Below are 20,479 nucleotides of genomic sequence, written 5' to 3' on the forward strand. Positions count from 1 at the left end.
AATAAAATTTTCATCAAATAGTTGTTTAATCAAACAAATTATCAATTTCTTCATCACTAAGGTTTAAGGTTTCAAAATCTGATGAAGTAAATTCTTTTGTTTGCATTTGACAACAGGATTGGATATATGTCTGTAGTCGTTCTAGATAATCTGAAAATAAATTTTCTACAAAATTCTTTTGAAAATGACTTGTACTAAATGTCACATGAATTTCTAAGCTTTTATTCTTAACCATGGCCACAATATCCAATAATGCAGTAATATGATTATCTTTTGATTGTTCACTGCCACTTTGATAATCAACAATAGTAAACCATCCATCCCCGAGAGAATTATCTATCTCTCCTAAATAGTTAAAACGAATTATATTTTGAGTTAAATCTTTGCAAGAAGGAAACTTCTCTTTAAGAATTCCATATCCAATTCCCTTATTAGGTCTTTTACGAACCTCTTCTTTAACACTCTTTATTTGATTAGCAATATTATGCGAAACTTGTAATACAATAGGATACATCGTTGTAAACCACCCTACTGTACGTGAAATATCAAGATGCTCAAATAATTCCTCTCGACCATGACCTTCTAACTCAAATTTAATTTGATCTTGGTTTGTATATTTACCTAAATTTTCTGTCAACACAGCAAGTAACAACTCCATTGGTTGTGTATTGTAAGGCACATTTGCAGTAGTTAATAGTTTTCTTGTATCATCTGCATTCAATGTAAAGGTAAGAGTAGTACAACTTTCAACAGTACTATTTTCTTTTTCTCTATTAATTTGAAAATTATTATCTAGCATGTTATCTATGGATTCCCAATAATCTAATTCAGCACGTACTAAATTAACTCCTCGACTATTTAAAGCTTCAGACCAATCTTGGAAAGAGTTAGTTTTTAATGGTAGCGATGGAACTTCTCCTAAATACAAGCTATTCAAACATCGGTTTGCATCTTCAATTAAAATACGCCAGGACACAGCATCAACAATAAGGTGGTGTGCAGTTAATAATAACAACTGTTGATCATTTGAAAGCTGGAATAAGGCCCCTTTAAATAATGGTCCTACATTCAAATTTAAACTTCCTTTTAACTCTTCACCTTTTATATGAACCTGATTCAAAGCCATTTCAATTGGAATTTCAGACAAATCAAACATGGTAACCTTAGAATCAACAATGGACATATCTTCGTCATAATAGAAGTAATCCTGCTTATCCTCATACCTTAACCGTAACAAATCATGATGATGCATGATCGTATTTAACATCTTATTAACATATTCTTCTTTAACCGGCTTCTTCAAAGACAGTAATACCGATTGATTCCAATGATGCGGGTTCTTAAACTGTTGATTAAGGAACCAACGCATAATAGGAGTAGGCTCTACCTTTCCTGTTACCAATGTTTGTGAGACTGTAACATCTTTTTGTTTAACTAACATTGCTGCCAATTCACTTACAACTGGATAATTTAGTACATCTTTAACTCTAACTTTCCATCCCAGTTCTTGTAATCTAGCGCTCACTTGGATCGCTTTAATAGAATCTCCACCTAAATGATAAAAATTACTATGCAATTCGATTCTATCAGTCTGTAATATTTCCTTGAGAACTTCACTAACCATTGCAGTAACATCTTCATCTACTTCTTCTAAATGAGTATGATTAGAACCGTTATTTAACATCGGATCTGGCAACGCTTGACGATCTACCTTTCCATTAATAGTAAGCGGTAGCTGATCCATATAGATAAAAAATGAAGGAATCATATAACTTGGTAGCATATGCGAAATAAAATTGCGTATTTCTATATTTTGAACACTGTCTTTCAAAACAATGTAAGCAACTAGATGATTTGAATTATCCTCACCTTGCCAATTCACCACTACTACATCTTTAACAGACTTGTGTTGTAACAGTGCATTCTCAACTTCCCCTATTTCAATACGATATCCTTTAACTTTCACTTGAGAATCCATCCGTCCTTGATACTCAATTAATCCATTTGGCAACATGACAGCTAAGTCACCACTTCGATACATCTTCTCACTCGAAATAAATGGATTGGATAAAAAACGTTGCGCTGTTAAATCCGGACGATTTAAATAACCTTTAGCTACCCCATCACCCGATATATAAATTTCTCCTTTTACACCAATAGGAACCGGCTGAAGATTCTTATCCAATAAATATATTTGAACATTATCAGCTGGTGTACCAATTGGTACGGATGCTCTTCGATCTAGATCTGGATCATAACGATGAATCATACATCCAACCACAGTTTCAGTTGGTCCATATTCATTAATTATTTCAACTTTACCGCTAAAAAGATCATATATCTTTTCGGCGACTGAGGTTTTCAAATCCTCTCCACCCACAATCAATCTGCGAAGAGATGAAACTTTTGGGGGTGAATAGTTATTTAACAATGCTAAATGTGAAGGCGTAACTTTCAACACTGTTACTACATTTTCCTTGAGTATTTTTGACAAAATAAACTCATCTTCATTATCATGATATATTACTAACAATAAACCACTTATTAAAGGAGTGAATATTGAAGTTACTGTTAAATCAAAAGAAACGGATGAATATAATGCAAAAACATCATTTTCACTACTAATATAGTTCTTTTTAGCCCAGGAAATATAGTTAACCAATCCACGTTGAGTGATTACAGTTCCTTTAGGATTCCCCGTGGTTCCAGAGGTATAAATTATATATATTGGATCATTTGGTGCATTTACTAGGTTTAGATTGGCATTATCTCCTTCATAAAGTTTCTGATCACATATATTAATTTTCTCACCTAAATATTCTAAATTACCCTCATTTGTATAGTCAGTTAAAAGTAATGTTGTGCCGCTATCATTCAAAATATAACGAATTCGGTCCTCTGGGTAGGAAGGATCTATAGGCAAATATGTACCTCCAGCCTTAATAACTCCCCAAATTGCAATTACTATCTCAAGTGAATGTTTAGCTAGTATACCCACGACTTGACCATTTTTGATTCCTTTTTCTCGTAACTTTCTTGCTAACTGATTAGATTTCTTATTTAATTCAAGATAAGTCATTGATCTATCAGCATGTTGAATTGCTATTTTTTCTGGTGTCTGTTTTACTTGTTCTTCAAATAATTCTTGAATAGTTTTTTCTTTCGGATACACAACAGCTGTATTGTTAAATTTCTCTAACATAAACTTTTGCTCATCATCCGATAACAAAGATAATTCTTTTATCGATTGATCTTCATTACGTAAAACTTGTTCTATTAAAGCTAAAAACCTCTCATGCATACAATTGATTTGATCTTCTTCAAAATCCGCGACTTTATAATCATATTGAATTTCTAAACCTTCATCTGCCCATTCCTTAATAACTAACTGCAATGAATAGGCTTGGTAACCACTGTAAAACTCCACGTTTTCTAAAGAAAATCCATCAATAGTATTTTTAAGTTTTGTATTATAGTAATTCACACTATATTGAAATAAACCATCGTATCCTTTACTAGTCAATTGCAAGTCTTTTACCAATAAGTTATAAGGATAACGCTGGTGAAATAGACATTGTTTTATTTCATGATTTACTCTTTTAATGAAAGATAGAACACTCTCATCTTCATCCACATTTAACCGTAACGGCATTGTGCTAGTAAACATACCTACTATTTTCTTTTCTAGTACACCGGAACGATTTAGTACAGGAGATCCAATGATTATGTCTGATTGATCATACATTTTATGAATATAAATAAGCATAAAGGTTGAAAATAATGTATTCATAGATATTCTATGTTTTTGTATAAAAGACTGTAGAGCAACCGATTTTTCTTTTTCAATTAAAAATATCTTTCGTTTCCCTTCTAGAGAATGAGATGTTTTTGATAAAAAGAAATCTGGCAGATTCATAAATTTCTCATTCCAATAATTCTTATTTTTTACGTATCGAGGGGATTCCAGATATTTCTCCTCTGCTTGTAAATAAGACAGATAAGTAGATTCAACCGTATCATTTATATGCTCATCATTCTTTAACTTAGAGTAAAAATCGATAATTTGACTCGTCATAAGTTGGATTGTCCAACCATCAGCTATAATATGATGAAACTTAACAAAATAGGAGCTTTCTACATCACTTATTTTCAAGAGCACAAATTCAAACAGAGGGCCTCCTTCAAGTGGAATTTGTTTTTGAAATTCATCCTGGGCCCATTTTCTAGCTTCTAAACTTGAATTATGATGATTAGAAAAATCAATTAAACGTATTGGTGTAGGTTCAAATGGTGATATATATTGGTGGGGTTCTCTATGTTGTTGAAAAATCCGTAGACGTAAACCATCATTTTTCTTAATGAATAAATGAATTGCTTTTTCTAAAATTGTAAAATTAATTTCCCCATTAATAAGAACCATCCCTCCGATGTTATACATAGATGTGTTTGGATAAATTTGTTCATTATACCAAACTCTTTTTTGTGGGTGCGTAAGAGAATGTTTTACAATTGTTTGTTGCATATTTCCACTTCCCCTCTATCCACATCCGTTGGTGTTTCCGGAAATTGTATATTAATATAGTGAGGATAAGGATTTATATTCTCAAGATTATGTTCTAAAATTAATATTCCATTTTCGTTGCTAGTTTCCTTAAATCCAGCTAATCGGTACGTAACAAACATCATACGGTTACGGTCAGTCTGTCGAAACTCAGCCAAAAAGCGTTTACCTGCCTGTTTTGTTCTTTCCATTAGATATGTGAGGAGTATAGTACCAACGCCACGGGACATTACACGACAAGACATGAGAAGAAGTTTTAGGCAGTCGGCTTCCTCCGTCCTTTTTACAAGTGTTAAACCAATCTTCCCATAGGAGCCATATTTATCTGATAACTCACAAACTAATAATAAATAATCTGGATGATTACGATAATAGTTTAATTCATCATAATCATAGGTAATACCAGTCGAATTTAATTGATTCGTACGTACTGTTAACTCCTCTGCACGCTGCAAATCTTCCTCACGAGCCTCACTAATCACAAAATTCATCCCAAGTGAAGCTAAAAATTCTTCTTTTGGGCCTTCATATTCTTCTTCATCCTTCGTTCTCTTAAGATTTTCTAAATACATCAGTCTTCGACGACCTGAATCTTCTGTAATTCTTTTTGGTTGTAGTCGTGGCAAGTCTAATAACGACTTATATTCATTTACATGTATACACAGAATATCATTATGAACACTCTGTACCTCTTCTAATTCAAAAGGTTGGTCATCAATGAACGCAAAAGTATCAATACCTATGTTTAAATTTTTTCTAATTTTCTCAATGGAACTAGATTTAGAGTTCCAATGAATCTCCGGATATAAAAAATACTCTTCTATTCCAAATTCCCGTAATTTAGCTATTGCATCTTCGTAGTTATTTTTACTAGCAACTGATTGCAGTATTCCACGTCGATCTAATTCACATATAATTTCATAAATTCCAGGTTTTAAAGTAACTGTACCACTCTCTAATAAAACACCATCCCAAATTGTACAATCTAAGTCCCAAACAACACATTTAATTTCCTTACTCATGATAATGCCTCCTTTGTTTTATTCATTTTCACAGTTCCCATCTCCATCACTATAAGGTTATCTGCCAAATGAAAATATTGATCGTCGTGAGTAATAGCAATAATACATTTACCCTTCGCTCGCATTTGAGGTAACAATTCTTCATAAAAGAAGCGTCTATAACCAGGATCTTGATCCGCTGCCCATTCATCAAATAAAAGTATAGGTCGATTTTCCAAATACGTAACCAGCAATGCCAACCTTTTCTTTTGTCCAGTTGATAGTTGCGTAGTAGTAAAGCGCCCATCCTCAATGCCAACCTTGTCACTCAGTTGGAGAAGTTCTAAATAATGATCGATTTCTGCTTTCATTCCTTCTGTATTAATTCCATATAGCCTATCAAAAACATGAAAATCACTCAGGATAGCTGAATAGTATTGATTCAATTCCTCTGGAGCTATTTCTTTTCCATTTAATAAAACGTTACCTTCATTAGGTTCATATAACCCAGTAATCAGTTTTGATAAAGTAGATTTTCCACTCCCATTACCACCAGCAATAAAGACTATTTCTCCAGAATTAAACTCCATGTCTATCGGACCAATACCAAAACCAGTAAAATCTCCATCTTTATTCTTATACTTATAACTTACATTTTGTAGCTGCAAACAAATTGGCACATCTAAGTACTCTTTTGTTGTCGCGATTTGCTCATTTGCCTTTATATAATCTACACTCTTCACCATTTGTTGAATACGTTGCCAAGAAATACGTACATTTACGAGCTGAGGGATACCGCCCAGTATTTCATTAACTGGACCTGTCATATACAGAAAAACGATTACATAGTTACTTATCGTCTCTTTCGGCATATTAACAAAAATTTCTGGAAATACGAAAACTACAATACCAATAACAAAAATGAATAATAGTTCTCCCAGAACAAACACATTTGCAAATTTAATATCTCCTATCGTTCGTTTAACACGATAGTTATTACAGCTTTCATTCATAACTTCTCGAAAATCGTTTCGTTTTCCAGTATGAAGCCTAAGCTCTTTGAAACCATGCCTTAGATCACCAATCAAACGAAAATATACATTCTGAATATCTCTTGTTTCATTCCAAACTTTATCTGCTTGTCGTCCGATCAAAGAATATACCCCTGCAGTAATAAAGATGATACACAAGGATAGTAAAAAGGCATACATATTCATTACACCAAGATAGAGAAAACAAAATAGTAACGTTAATAAACTTGTTCCAGCAGTAACTAATAGATTGAGAGAACGAGAGATAACTTCCGTATCGTTATTTAATGTCGCCTCTATTCGGCCCTTCTCAATCAACTCCAATTTGTAATAAGGAGTCTGTAACAACTTATCTGTTAATTCCATCCTTTTTTCATAAACTAGCTCGTTTGTATACGATACAATGCTAGTTCTAATAATACGTTGTGAAAAGACATACATAACGATTCCAAGTACAAAGTAAAACAACAAGCCATTTTCTAAATTATTTGATCTAACAAACGTTTCATTAATCACAAAAATGAGAAAGGCATTACCAAATCCTGATATTAATCCCAAAACAATTAAAGTCAAAAGCGACTTTCCCTTTTGTCTTGGAAAACAAAGATTTAAGAATGTATGGATAACATAGGCCAAACCCACCCCAGCAATTGCATATATTGCAAGTACAACAGTTGAAGGAGCCCAAACTTTTATAAATGCCCACGGAAGCCCTCCAAACAAGAGATTTGGTAGTTGATAAAGTGCATAAATCATTAGCCCATATATCGCAACAACTAATACCATATGTAACCATGTTTTTCCCGTTGGTAATATAAACTTTCTTTTTCTAAAAATAATCTCCCTGATTAAATGAAATAACATGACCAATAACGTTAGTAAACACAAAGATGAGATCACAAATAAGGCTGTTCCTATTTGATCCGTTTTCTTATATTCATCATAGAGTAACGGTTTAACTTCTTTATCTATCATCATATTTAAAAGACTGCTACCGATATAGTAAGTGTAATTACTATTCAGATTTGCTAATACTACGACCCCTATCTGTTCCTCATCACGGAAACCAATATACGATGAATAATTTGGGTTACTTCCACCATGTGAAATTTCCCCTCCACCACTTTGATAGACCTCCCATCCAGCTGCATATGAAGCTCCATTGCTATCTGGGGCAACCTTTCTATTCGCTTTATGAGAATCGTTAATCAATTCCTCCGGAAACATCCTAGGCTTTTCAACCCCAAGCTGTAATTTTAACCATCTTTCCATATCATTTATATTTGAAATAAAATATCCAGCCGGTGTATTCCCCCTATAATTAGGAGCGTCATAGGGTAATGATTGTAAGAAATTACGCTTGTAACCTTGGGCCATGTTATCTAATGGGGCCATCTCACGTCCAGCGTATGTACTCAATAAATCCAACTTTGATAGCACATGATCTTGAACATATCTTTCAAATGATTGATTAGTTGCCTTCTCGATTACTAAGCCTAATAGATCGTAGTTAACCGTAGAATATTCAAAACTGCTACCCGGCTCTCGGTTTAGTCCTATTGGCATAACATTTCTAATCGTTTTCTCAATAGAATCTTTGCCATTGGTTATAGGAATATATCCAATGGCCTTTTCCGGTATTCCACTAGTATGGTGTAATAAGTCATAAAGTGTAATTTCATAAGGTTTGCCTTTATACTCCATTTCAAACCATGAAACATATTTAGTTAAAGAATCACTAAGTTTAATTTTCCCTTCTTTTTCTAGCTGCAATACAGCTAATGCCGTAAAAGCTTTTGAAGTAGAACCTAGCTCGAAAAGCGTCTCATTCGTAACTTGACGTTTTTTGTCTGTATTGGCATAGCCATAATTCTTCTTATAAATCGTTTCGTTTCCTTTTACAATTACTACTGAAAGTCCAGGAATACCCGCTTGAGATATTTGTTCTTCTATATGCTTCTGTATTTTCTTCTCATTAACCTGTACCGTTTCCTGTGCTTCCACCTGTCGATAAGGGAGTACTATTAAAGTCATTAAAATGATAAACTTCAACCATATGTTTAACTTCATATTTTTAGCCCTCTTTTAGTTAACTTGGATTAACTTTTCAATTTTCTTTTTAAATGGTTGCACAACATTTTGACCAATACGTTCAATTTCATGCTCACTAATCTGAGAAGTAATAAGAAAATAATTTGCCCCTATTTCCCAAAAATCAGTTAACGTCGAGATGACTTCCTCATAGCTACCAACAATAGAAATTGAATTAGATGGGTTAACTAAACTTAGACCTCCCCAAAGATGATCATCTATCCACATACTATCTTTTGTAATTAAATCTTTGTATCGGCGAAGTCCAACAGAATCTGCATTATCTAAAAATAGCTTAGTCATCCGCTTTAAGGCTGCTGGTGTTCTCTCAAGTAATTCATATGCTTCTTCATATGCTTCTTCCGAAGTCTCACGAGCAATGATGTCTACTAAAATAGCACATGGAATTTTCTCGCGCCCATATTGCTTAGCGTAATTATTAACTGTTTGATAGTGTTCTCTAAGACTTTTGCGATCTGTTGCATAAAGTATATAAGCATCACCATACTCTGCAGCTACTCTCATTGCATCCTCGGAGGACCCCGCTACAAAGTAGCGGGCACTTCGAGATAGATCTTCCTTTGGATAAATATCACTATTTTCTACTTGATAAAACTCACCTTTATAGCTAGTTACTCCTCGTCTTAATTGTTGTAACAGCTCAATATATTCTTTTGTCCTAGCATATCGAACATGGTGCGGTTCTGGTAATCCATCACGCGCAAGGACAAGCGAGGCACTTCCAGTTACAATGTTAATATCTGCACGATTACCAATTAAACTATTTAAAGTATTCAATGCTTTTGCTGTTACGGTAGGAAGCATCTGGTTTGTATTTTGCGCAACCAAAATCTTTACAAACTCCGTATTCATTCCAATCATAGACGCTGCTATCATTGGATCAACAGATGTTGGTGCAATGGAAACCAATACCGAGTCAAAGTTATTCTTCTCAGCTCTTTTAGCTTGATTAACATATTCCTCTAGAAGTTCTTTTGTTTGTGGTGTTGGAATAACAGGTAATCCCCAGCAAAACTCAACTTTTGACGGAACTACTTCTTTATTAATCATGTTGTTCCCCTCCCTTTACTACTTTCTACTTTTTAAAGCAGATAATGTATTTTTCATAACCGATTTCGCTTTCAATAACTCTTTTTTATTTGTTAAATTGTTATTTACTTCTTGATTACTTAAATATTTAGCAAGAGATTTAATTGACGTATGCTCATAAAGAACAACTATAGGTAAGTCTCGTTTAAAGGCCTCTTTTAATTTCACATTAATACGAACAAGATCTAAAGAACTCATTCCTAGATCGAAGAAATTATCGTAAATTCCTATTTCTTCGATTCCAAACATATCTTTTAATAATTCGTATAATTGTTGTTCAATTTCATTAGTTGGTGGTCTATACGTTGTGGAAACATCTGAACGATTCTGCTTTAATCTATTCTTACTTCCTTTTTCCAATAGTTCATTATAATAGTTGGCACCATTTAAAATTTTCCAATGTAAATCTATTGGAGAAACCACGACTTGTTGTTGATTTCTATTGATAATACTACGGAATACTTTTAAACCCTCTTCTACAGTTACACCATCATGTAATACACTTTCCATATCCATATTAAATTGCCTTGCCCATATTTCAGCCGACTTAAGTGACATACCCACCTCTTGCCAATCTGGCCAGTTAATAGCTACAGTGAATACTCCATCATGAGCCCGCTTATAAAACGCAAATGCATCTAAAAATTCATTCGCTGCATTATAACCACTCTGACCAAATTTCATATGATACGCCACATTACCAATTGATGAACATAGTACGAAGAAATCAATTGGTTCATCTTTTAATAAAGCATCGAGTACTAGTGTACCTTTAATTTTCGGAGCTAAAATTTTATTATTAGATTCTTTTTCACGATTCATCATAATACCTAGATAATCAGCGACACCTGCTGCATGAATTACACCATTAATAGAACCAAAACGAGATTTAGCCTTTTCAATTGCCTGTTTCATATCATCTTGATTGGAAACATCAGAACTTAGGATCATGTATTCTGCACCTTGAGACTCCATTGTCAACAAATCAGAAATAACTCGGCTTATACGCTCGTCTTTATTTTCTAGGTACTGTTCCCATTGATTACGAGGTGGGAACTCTGAGCGGCCAATCAATATAAGTTTGACATTTGATACTCTATTAGCTAAATCTTTTGCAATTTCAAATCCAATTCCACCAAGTCCACCAGTAATTAAATAGACGCCACCCTCTCGTAATCTATCAATTTCTACATCTTCTTCCTCAAAAGGACTTTGAATAATCGTTTGCGCCCATCGATGACGTCCTCGATAAGCTACAACTATATCAGTAGAATCCACAAAACTCTCCATTAAACCCGCTTCTTCAAACATTTGTTGAGAATCTGTATCCATATCAATGGTACGACATTTTATATTTTGAAACTCAAGATTACATATTTTTGAAAAGCCTAGAATTGTAGCTTGCTCTGGCTTTAAGTTCAGCTCTGTACCTGTAACTTCAAACATACGGTCAGTAAAAATGTTTAACTGTAATGCTCCCTCATAATTAATTTTCCCAATTGCTTGTGCAATATAAAGTAACGAATAATATCCTTCATCCATTGATCGTTCAATTCTCTCTTGATCGAGAATAACCTCATTAACTGGATTAAAGCTCCAAGCATGTATAATCTTATTTGGTAATAAATCTTTTTGTTCTAATTCTGAAAATAGCATTTCATAATGCATTTTTTGAGATGGACATATCGTATATAAACCGTCTGATTTTTCAGAGAAAATACCACCTGTTTTAACTTCAATTACATCATGACCTTCTCTTTTTAATTTTTCTATCAGTTGATTGAATCGATTTAGATGATCATTGAAAATAAGCCATTTATATTTTTGTTCTTTCTTTATTTGTATAGATTTTAATGTTTTGCGCTCCCAAGACGGCAAATAAAACCAGTCTTTAATATTAGCCTGTTTAGTATGGCCTCTTGTTTCCTGAGTTAAACTCTGAGATTGAGTATTAAAAAATGGATCAGCTGTAAATCGTTTTTTCATGAAAGGATACGTTGGTAAATCTAATAACCTTTTATTCTCACTGTTATTAAAAGTATTCCAATTTATAGTTCCACCTTGCATCCATAACCGTCCCATTTGCTTGCATAAATGCTCGAAGTCATTTGATTTATCCAGAGGATGACGTAACATGTTTAAAGCCAATTGATCTTTACTTCTATTTAAATGTTTTAATACAAAAGTTGATAATGCATTACCTGGGCCAATCTCAAGGCAAATTACATTTTTCAAATGAAAAATTTCAGATAATCCCTTTGAAAATTGAACAGTACTTCGTAGATGCTGTGCCCAATAAGAAGATGATGTGGCTTGATTTGGTGTAATCATTTCACCTGTAACATTAGATATATAAGGTATTTTAGGACTTGATAATTTTATATTTCCTACAGCTTGCTCAAATGCATCTAGAACTTCATCCATCATTCGAGAATGGAAAGCATGCGAAGTAAATAGACGCGTTGTCTTTACTCCATGATTTAAAAGTAATTCCTCAATCTTATTGATTGCAAGTACAGTACCAGAAATTACTGAATGTTGAGAGGAATTTACAGCTGCTATATCTACATCATCTGTTATATAGGTTTGTAATTCTTCAACAGATAAATTTACACTTAGCATAGCGCCTTCTGATACGCTATTCATTAACTTCCCTCTAATCATTACTAAATGTAATGCATCTTCATAAGACATTACTTCTGCTAAACAAGCTGCTACAAACTCACCAATACTATGGCCAAACATGACCCTTGGATAAACTCCCCAATTCATTAGAAGCTTGGCTAATGCATATTCAATAGTGAATAGTAGAGGTTGCGTCATTGAAGTTCTATTTAACTGTTCAGTTGCTTTATCCTCTGTCTCCTTTGTAGGATACAAAATATTTTTCATGTCTATATCTAACCAACTTGAGAGTAAGGCTAAACCTTGATCAACGTGTTCACGAAATACAGGTTCATTTTCATATAAATCTCTACCCATATTTATATACTGTGATCCTTGCCCTGAAAAAAGAAAGGCTAAAGGTATACTCTCCATTGCGTTTGTTTTCTCTAGTCCCGTATCACCAAGTTTTTCTATGGCATCCTCTATTCCATTAACAACTACAGCAGTTCTATATGGAAATTCACGACGACCTTTTTGTAATGTATAAGCTGTATCAGATAGTGATATCTCTGGATTCCCCTTCAAATGCAATAATAGATCGTTAGTAGCTTTATCTAAGGATTCCTCTGTTTTTGCTGAAACAGTTAATAAGTTCCAAGATTGTTTTTCAAAATTCTTAGCATTGTCAGGAACAGACTCTAACACTATATGTGCATTAGTTCCACCCATCCCAAACGAACTAACACCCGCTCTTCTAACCTCTTCTTTCCATGGGATAAGTTCCGTATTTACACGAAACGGATTTTTTCCAAAATCAATGCTAGGGTTTGGGTTATTATAATGAAGGCTCGGCGGAATTTTCTTGTTTTTCAAAGCTAAGACCGTCTTTATAAATCCTCCAACTCCTGCTGCAGCATCTAAATGTCCAATGTTCGTCTTCACTGATCCAATTAAAACTCTACCTGGTTCTTGCTTACCAAAAGCTAACTTCAATGCTTCTACTTCTATAGGATCACCTAGTTGCGTACCAGTCCCATGAGTTTCTATATATGAGATTTCTTCAGGCTTAACACCAGCTATTTCATGAGCCGATTTTATAACAGCAGCTTGTCCATCAACCCCTGGCGCTGTAAATCCAGCCTTATTGGACCCATCATTGTTTACTGCAGCTCCCTTAATAACTCCATGTATTAAATTCCCATCTCGAAGAGCGTCCTCTAACCTTTTCAGTACTACAATACCAGCACCATTTCCACCCAGTGTTCCTTGAGCATCCTTATCAAAAGCTCGACAATGACCATCTGGTGAGAAAATCATACCATCTTCATATAAATATCCTGTTTTTGTTGGATAAGTTATACTTACTCCCCCGGCCAAAGCTATATCGCATCGTCCATCAATAAGATCTGCCCATGCGTTTTGAATAGCAACTAAGGAGGTAGAACAAGCTGTTTGTACTGTAATCGCTGGTCCTTTTAGATTTAATTTATAAGCCAATCGGGTAGCAAAGAAATCTTTTTCGTTTAACAACATTGCTTGGAAATCTTCTAATGTATTTGAAGATTCACTAGCAATAGAACGAAGCCAGTGGAAATTTGGTGATCCTCCAACATAAACTCCTGTATTCATATGAGAAGAATTAACCTCACCTGCTTGTTCTAGTGCTTCCCATGCGCATTCATGAAGTATTCGCAGTTGTGGATCCATCATTTCAGCTTCTTTTAGACTGTAATCAAAAAATTCATTATCGAATGCATCTACATCTTCTAAATACCCTTTAGATTTTATATAATTAGGTTTTTGAATCACTTCTTTTGGTATGCCCATCTCACTAAGTTCTTCATCTGTAAATGTACGAATGGATTCTATCCCTTGTTCTAAATTTGACCAGAATTGCTTAAGATTAGAAGCGCCTGGCATACGAGCCGCCATACCAACCACTGCTACATCATTTTTATTCATAGATAAAAAATTTTCTTTCTTAACTTCTTTAGGTTGGTGTTCCATAGCATTATCACTTCTAAAGTAGGAAGCTTGATCATGAACCGTTGGGTATCGGAATAACATAGGCATTGTAAGTTCTTTTTCAAACTTGCTTCGTAAACGAGAAAACAATCGAACCATTTTTAAGGAGTTCCCTCCAACATCAAAGAAATTATCATACAACCCTACTTTTTCTACCCCCAAAACTTCCTTCCAAACATCAGCTACCGTTGTTTCAAGCTCATCTAGTAAATCATTTGGTTGTACTAACTTAGTAGGCTTAGGTAAAGCACGACGATTAACTTTTCCATTCGTAGTTAATGGCATTTCACTTAAAAGTACAAAATACATAGGTATCATATACGAAGGTATTTTGTCAGTAAGATAATAACGTAATTCATTTTGAGATATATCTTGATCAGTTAGTATATAAGCACACAGTTCTTGTTCCTCTCCAAAAGCAATAGATAAAACTACCGCTTCCTTCACATCCGCATGCTGTTGTAAATGATGTTCTATTTCTCCTGTTTCAATTCGATAACCACGTATCTTCACTTGATGATCACTACGACCTATATACTCCATTTCGCCATTTTCAAGAATACGGACTAAATCTCCTGATCTATATAATCTTTCACTTGGATTATAAGGATTCTGTATAAAACGTTCACTGTTTAGTTCAGGACGATTTAGATATCCCCGCGCAACTCCATATCCTCCAACATAAAGTTCCCCTTGCATTCCCTTAGGTGTAGGATTCATATGTTTGTCAAATACATAGCACGAATACGTAGGAAGAGGCACGCCTATAGCACTAAGATTACTGTGCATTTCTTTTTCTCCAATTTCCTTATAAGTAACATGTACTGTCGTCTCAGTTATTCCATACATATTTACTATGACCGTATTAGGTGAACGCTTAAACCAACTTTGCAGTAAACCTGGCTTCAGCATTTCCCCTCCAAATGTAATTAACCTAATTTTAAAAGCAAGTTTAGGCATCTCTTCAACTACTTGTTGAAAAACATAGAATGCAGATGGAGTTTGATTCAATACCGTTACTCCCTCATCTGCAATCAACTGGGCAAGTTTATACGTATCACGGATTGTTTCTTTTGTTGCCAGTACAAGACGTCCACCATAAGTAAGTGATCCAAATATCTCCCAAACTGACATATCAAAACAGAAAGAATGAAATAGTAACCACACATCATCACTAGAGAATTTAAAACTATTTGGTTGATGCATGACAAGTTGTATTACATTACTATGTTCAATCATAACCCCTTTAGGACGTCCTGTTGTTCCAGAAGTATAAATAACATATGCTAAATTATTTGGGGCAACATCTACTCTCTCGAAATCTTGCATAGGTGTCTCATTGAGTTCTTCAATAAAAAGCATTGTGCTATCAAATTTAACTTTATCCTCAAATAAATTTGAGGTTATTATTACATTTGAACCACTATCTTGAAGAATAAAATCAATTCGTTCCTGAGGATAATCAGGATCAATTGGAACATAAGCCCCACCTGCCTTTAAAATACCAAGTAGAGAGATAATCATATTAAATGAGTAATCCAACATTACAGCTACTGGAGAATCTAAAGTTACACCTTCTTTTAGAAGAGCAAATGCCAATTTATCCGCACGCTCATTCAACTCTCCATAAGTCATCTCACTATTCTCAAATGTAAGTGCCACTCTTTCAGGATGCTTTTCAGCTTGCATCTCAATTAATTGATGAAGTGTTGTGTGTGGGAATGTAGCACTTTGATTTTGACCACCTTGAAGTAATAACTTTTCTTCTGCCTCATCTAACATTTTAAGAGTTTGTATTGGTTGTCCTTCATCTAAAAGCATTGAATCTAATAGCTTTATAAAATGATTAGTTATACTGGTAATAATGGATTCATCAAATACATCTTCAGGCCACATCATTGCAAGTTTAATAGAATCGAAACACTCTATTGAGACAGTTAAATCATAGTTGGTCATTTCATTTACTTCATAACCTGAAATTCTTACACCTTCATCAATTTCTTTCAGCTTTTCTATATCAAGAGGGTAATTCTCAACTACCATAATAGTGTCAAATGACACGTTTAAATCAACAATTGGAGTCGTTTCATATTCAGTTCTTCTTTGGACATCACTTTGAATTCTTTGTAAAAGATCTGAAACAGTCATTCTCCCATCAGCACTTACACGAAGTGGTGGTGTATTTATAAATAAACCTACCATTTCACTCAGACCATGCATTGGAATTGAACGACCAGATACTGTTGTACCGAATATTACGTCCTCTGAATTTTTGTATCTTTGTAATAATAGACCCCAGGCTGTATAAAATAATGTAGCCAATGTTACACCTTGATTACTTGCAAAACTTCGGAATCTATCACTTCGCTCTTTATCTATCTCTTTTACATATGTTTTTGCTTTTTTTAGTTCATTAGAATTCTTATTAGATAAATTTATTTGTTCAGTTAATTCATTTAAATATTGTTCCCAAAAAAGCTTTTGTTTTGATTTATCTTGTTTTTGTTGCCATAGTATATATTCTTTAAATTTCTTTTTATTTATAGATGATGGTACCTCTCCCTTTATTAACTCTCGATATACCTTAATAAACTCTTGTAAAATAATACTATTACTCCAACCATCAAACAAAATATGATGATGACGTAAAACCATTTCATATTCGCCTTCGTTCAAATGGCACAGTTCGATAGAAAAGGGAACTGTTTGTAAATCAAAGCTTTCTGTATTATTAGAGACTTTACCATCACTATATATAATCTTCGGAGTATGCTTTTTTAGTATAAGTTGTACAGGTTGTTTAACTTTTTCCCATCGAAAAATTGTACGTAGCATTTCATTTTCCCGCGTCACATAATTCCACGCCTCTTCAAACTTTGGAATATTAATTTTTCCAGTTAAGCAAAGTCGAAGTTCTTCATGATATAGCTTTCCTTCGGGTTCTTTCAAATAATGATAAAGAATACCTTCCTGCACTGGTGTAAGGGCGATTACATCTTCAATATCTTCTTTATGAATCTTTACTGCTTTCCTCATTAACAGAACCTCCTACAAGTGTGGTATGGTGTGAATATTTATCGGAACCTAATAAGGCAAGTGCTTTTCTATCTATCTTTCCGCTATCCGTTAATGGTATTTCATTTACACGTACAAAACGGTTAGGTATCATATAATCTGGTAAAAATAAGCGAAGATATTTTTTTAACTTCTCTAACTCAATATCATTTTCTGACTCATAGAAAGCTATTAACTTAACTACCATCTCAGATTCTTGTCTTACAATTACCGCACATTGTAAAACTCCTTCACAAGACATTAAACACGATTCTATTTCCCCTAACTCAATACGAAGCCCATTAACTTTAACTTGAAAATCAATCCTTCCATGAAACTCAATATTCCCATCCAATCTTATTAAAGCTAAGTCACCGGTTTTATATATACGGGTATCAAGGGAATATTGTACAAACTTTTCTGCCGTTAATTGCGGCCTATTTACATATCCACGTGCTAATCCTATACCTGAGATACATAATTCTCCTATATGACCTTCCGGAAGTTTATTACCATATTTATCAACAACAAACATCTCAATATTCCTAATTGGTCGCCCTATTGGAACGCTCCCTTCTTTAATCTCTTGTGTCGGACAATCATAAGCAGTCACATCAATGGTTGTTTCAGTAGGTCCGTACAGATTAGTGAGAAGTGTATCATTAGAGAAATTTAGTAGCTTGTTAAAACGGTTTACATGTTGAGACAGTAATGCCTCACCACTAACAAATACTTGTTTCAACGATTTTATTCGGTTAGTTTCACCTGTCACATCAAGATAGTGTAAGAATGCACTTAACATAGATGGTACAAAATGCATAATTGTCACGTCATTACTTTCAGTTGTCTCAATAATGGCCTGTGGAAACTTCTCCATCCCTGGCGCAAGAATACATACTCTGGCTCCAACTATGGCCCACCAGAACATCTCCCATACGGATACATCAAATGTATAAGGGGTCTTTTGTAAAATAGTATCCTTTGAACTAATTGGATAAGCCTCTTGCATCCACTCAATTCGATTTATTAAGGCCAAATGCTCAATCATAACACCCTTAGGTTTCCCGGTTGAACCGGAAGTGTATATTACATACACAAGATCAGAGGGTTTGTTAATACACTCTAGATTTTCACTCTTTCCTTCATAGGAAATCGAATCTAAAGCCAACATATCAGCTTTCAAACTATCTTGAAAACGATGTAGGATTTGCTTTTGCGTCAGTATTAATTTGGCACCGCTATCTTCTATAATGAATTGTAATCGTGATGATGGGTGATTCGGGGAAAGCGGCAGATATGCTCCGCCCGCTTTTAATATCCCGAAAATTCCGACAACCATTTCGATAGATCGCTCTACCATAATACCTACAACTGTATCTGGTCCAACTCCACCTTCACGTAAAAGACGAGCCAATTGGTTACTTTTTTCATTTAATTCCTTATAGGTTAATGTTTCCTTTTTAAAAATAACAGCAACCTCATCTGGCGTACGGACTACTTGTTCTTCAAACAGCTTCTGTATACATGTACTCATCCGGGTTGTATCACTCCTTTAGTTACAGGTATTTTTTCAATGGCGCGTTTTGCTTTTTTAGCAAATCCCTTACCAAGTAATAGCTGATGAATCTGATTACTCCCCTCAACGATCTCCATTGTTTTAGAATCTCTAAAACACCTTGATATTGAATAATTATCATTACAACCAAGTGCTCCCATAATCTGTACAGCATTCGTAGAATGCCTTGTACCTGAGCGCGATGCAAAATATTTTGCAATCATAATCTTTTCAGTAGCATCAGCTCGATGTTCATTTTTGGCCTTACAAGCTTCTAAACTAAGGAGTATAGAAGCTTCTAAATCTACTCCCATATCCGTAACCATATGTGAAATCATGCCATGATCAATTAGAGAGTTACCAAATGCGCTTCTATGTAATACATGATTCCCACAGATTTCTAAACAAGTACGTAATACACCAAGAGCAGCAAAGGCAATTGAAATACGTCCAAATTCTAAAGCATATGGTGCAAGGTAAGTAAAAGCAAATCCTGGTCTACCAATGATATTTTCTAAAGGTATTTCTACATTATTAAATTCAATTTCTGCCAAATATGCAGCTTTAAATCCAAGCATGTCTCTTATATGAGTAACATTTACTCCCACACTATCTTTTGGTACTAAACAGGCAATTGGTTGTTCACCATTTAGTTTTCCAAATACCAAAAACACATCAGCAGCTGCACCAAAAGTGATCCACTTCTTCACTCCATTAAGTATTAATTTATCCCCGTGTTGATCGAAGTTCGTTTTAATCATATTTAAATCTGATCCTGCTCCAGGTTCAGTAAGAGCTAATGCAGCTATTTGATTACCAGATGCAAGTAATGGTAACCACTGATTTTTTTGATTTTCTGTTCCCCATTTTAAAATCGTTTCTGTTACCATCGTATGGACATTAAATAATCCCGAAAGAGAGACACTACCTCTTGCTATGGCTTCAGTAAATAACCCATACGTTATATAATCCCATTCTAATCCACCATACTCCGCTGGAAGCGTTCCACCTAAATAACCATTTTTAGCACAAGTCTTTATTATGTCTGATGGAATGCCTTGTTCAATCTCCCAACTATTAGCATGAGGTTCTATATATTCACAAACAAAATCCAAAAAATTCTGATACATTTTATATTGAGATGGCTCTAAGTATTGTTTCATATCCATTACCGAACCATTTGCTTATTTCTTATAAAATTACCAATAGAATTTACAGACTTATAGTTATCCATATCTAAGTCATCCATAGTTACCTTTATGGCAAATTCTTTTTCAAGAAAAGTCATCAATTGGATTGCAAATAAAGAATTAACTAATCCTTCTTCAAAAATCTCAGTATCATCATTAAATTCAATACCTACATGATCTTGAATATACATATGAATAATTTGTTCTAAATTTTTATCTTGCATTTTATACACCCCTATTTGTAATTTTTAATT

General features: G+C 34.2%; 8 protein-coding genes. All 8 read right to left on the minus strand.

Going from position 1 to position 20,479, the window contains the following annotated elements; translation table 11 throughout:
* Nucleotides 1-25: 25 nt before the first annotated feature.
* From OXT04_RS14135 to OXT04_RS14170, 8 genes are read right to left on the minus strand one after another with little or no spacing between them, the layout of a single operon-like run.
* Entirely contained in the window at nucleotides 26-4,522 is a 4,497-nt protein-coding gene (locus OXT04_RS14135) for a non-ribosomal peptide synthetase (RefSeq protein WP_098400518.1), read from the minus strand.
* Nucleotides 4,504-5,583, minus strand: coding sequence for an HAD-IIIC family phosphatase (locus tag OXT04_RS14140; protein WP_000031543.1), 1,080 nt, complete (start codon nucleotides 5,581-5,583; stop codon nucleotides 4,504-4,506). The genes OXT04_RS14135 and OXT04_RS14140 overlap by 19 nt, the downstream gene beginning before the upstream one ends.
* Nucleotides 5,580-8,663, minus strand: coding sequence for a cyclic peptide export ABC transporter (locus OXT04_RS14145; RefSeq protein WP_267415393.1), 3,084 nt, complete (start codon nucleotides 8,661-8,663; stop codon nucleotides 5,580-5,582). The genes OXT04_RS14140 and OXT04_RS14145 overlap by 4 nt, the downstream gene beginning before the upstream one ends.
* Nucleotides 8,664-8,678: 15 nt before the next feature.
* Nucleotides 8,679-9,755, minus strand: coding sequence for an LLM class flavin-dependent oxidoreductase (locus tag OXT04_RS14150; RefSeq protein WP_098400520.1), 1,077 nt, complete (start codon nucleotides 9,753-9,755; stop codon nucleotides 8,679-8,681).
* Nucleotides 9,756-9,773: 18 nt separating this feature from the next.
* Nucleotides 9,774-17,462: a non-ribosomal peptide synthetase/type I polyketide synthase gene (locus OXT04_RS14155; RefSeq protein WP_267415398.1), complete on the minus strand. Its 7,689-nt coding sequence runs from the start codon at nucleotides 17,460-17,462 to the stop codon at nucleotides 9,774-9,776.
* Entirely contained in the window at nucleotides 17,437-19,014 is a 1,578-nt protein-coding gene (zmaJ, locus tag OXT04_RS14160) for a zwittermicin A synthase ZmaJ (RefSeq protein ID WP_267415400.1), read from the minus strand. Before zmaJ ends, OXT04_RS14155 begins: the two co-directional genes overlap by 26 nt.
* Nucleotides 19,011-20,204 carry an acyl-CoA dehydrogenase family protein gene (locus OXT04_RS14165; RefSeq protein ID WP_061660203.1) on the minus strand — a complete coding sequence of 398 codons (1,194 nt, stop codon included), beginning with the start codon at nucleotides 20,202-20,204 and terminating at the stop codon, nucleotides 19,011-19,013. Before OXT04_RS14165 ends, zmaJ begins: the two co-directional genes overlap by 4 nt.
* Nucleotides 20,204-20,449 carry an acyl carrier protein gene (locus OXT04_RS14170; RefSeq protein ID WP_001152970.1) on the minus strand — a complete coding sequence of 82 codons (246 nt, stop codon included), beginning with the start codon at nucleotides 20,447-20,449 and terminating at the stop codon, nucleotides 20,204-20,206. Before OXT04_RS14170 ends, OXT04_RS14165 begins: the two co-directional genes overlap by 1 nt.
* Between the last annotated feature and the right edge of the window lie 30 nt (nucleotides 20,450-20,479).

Source organism: Bacillus sp. GC_Bacil_1, assembly GCF_026540675.1.
In the GTDB taxonomy this organism is placed as follows: Bacteria; Bacillota; Bacilli; order Bacillales; family Bacillaceae_G; genus Bacillus_A; species Bacillus_A cereus.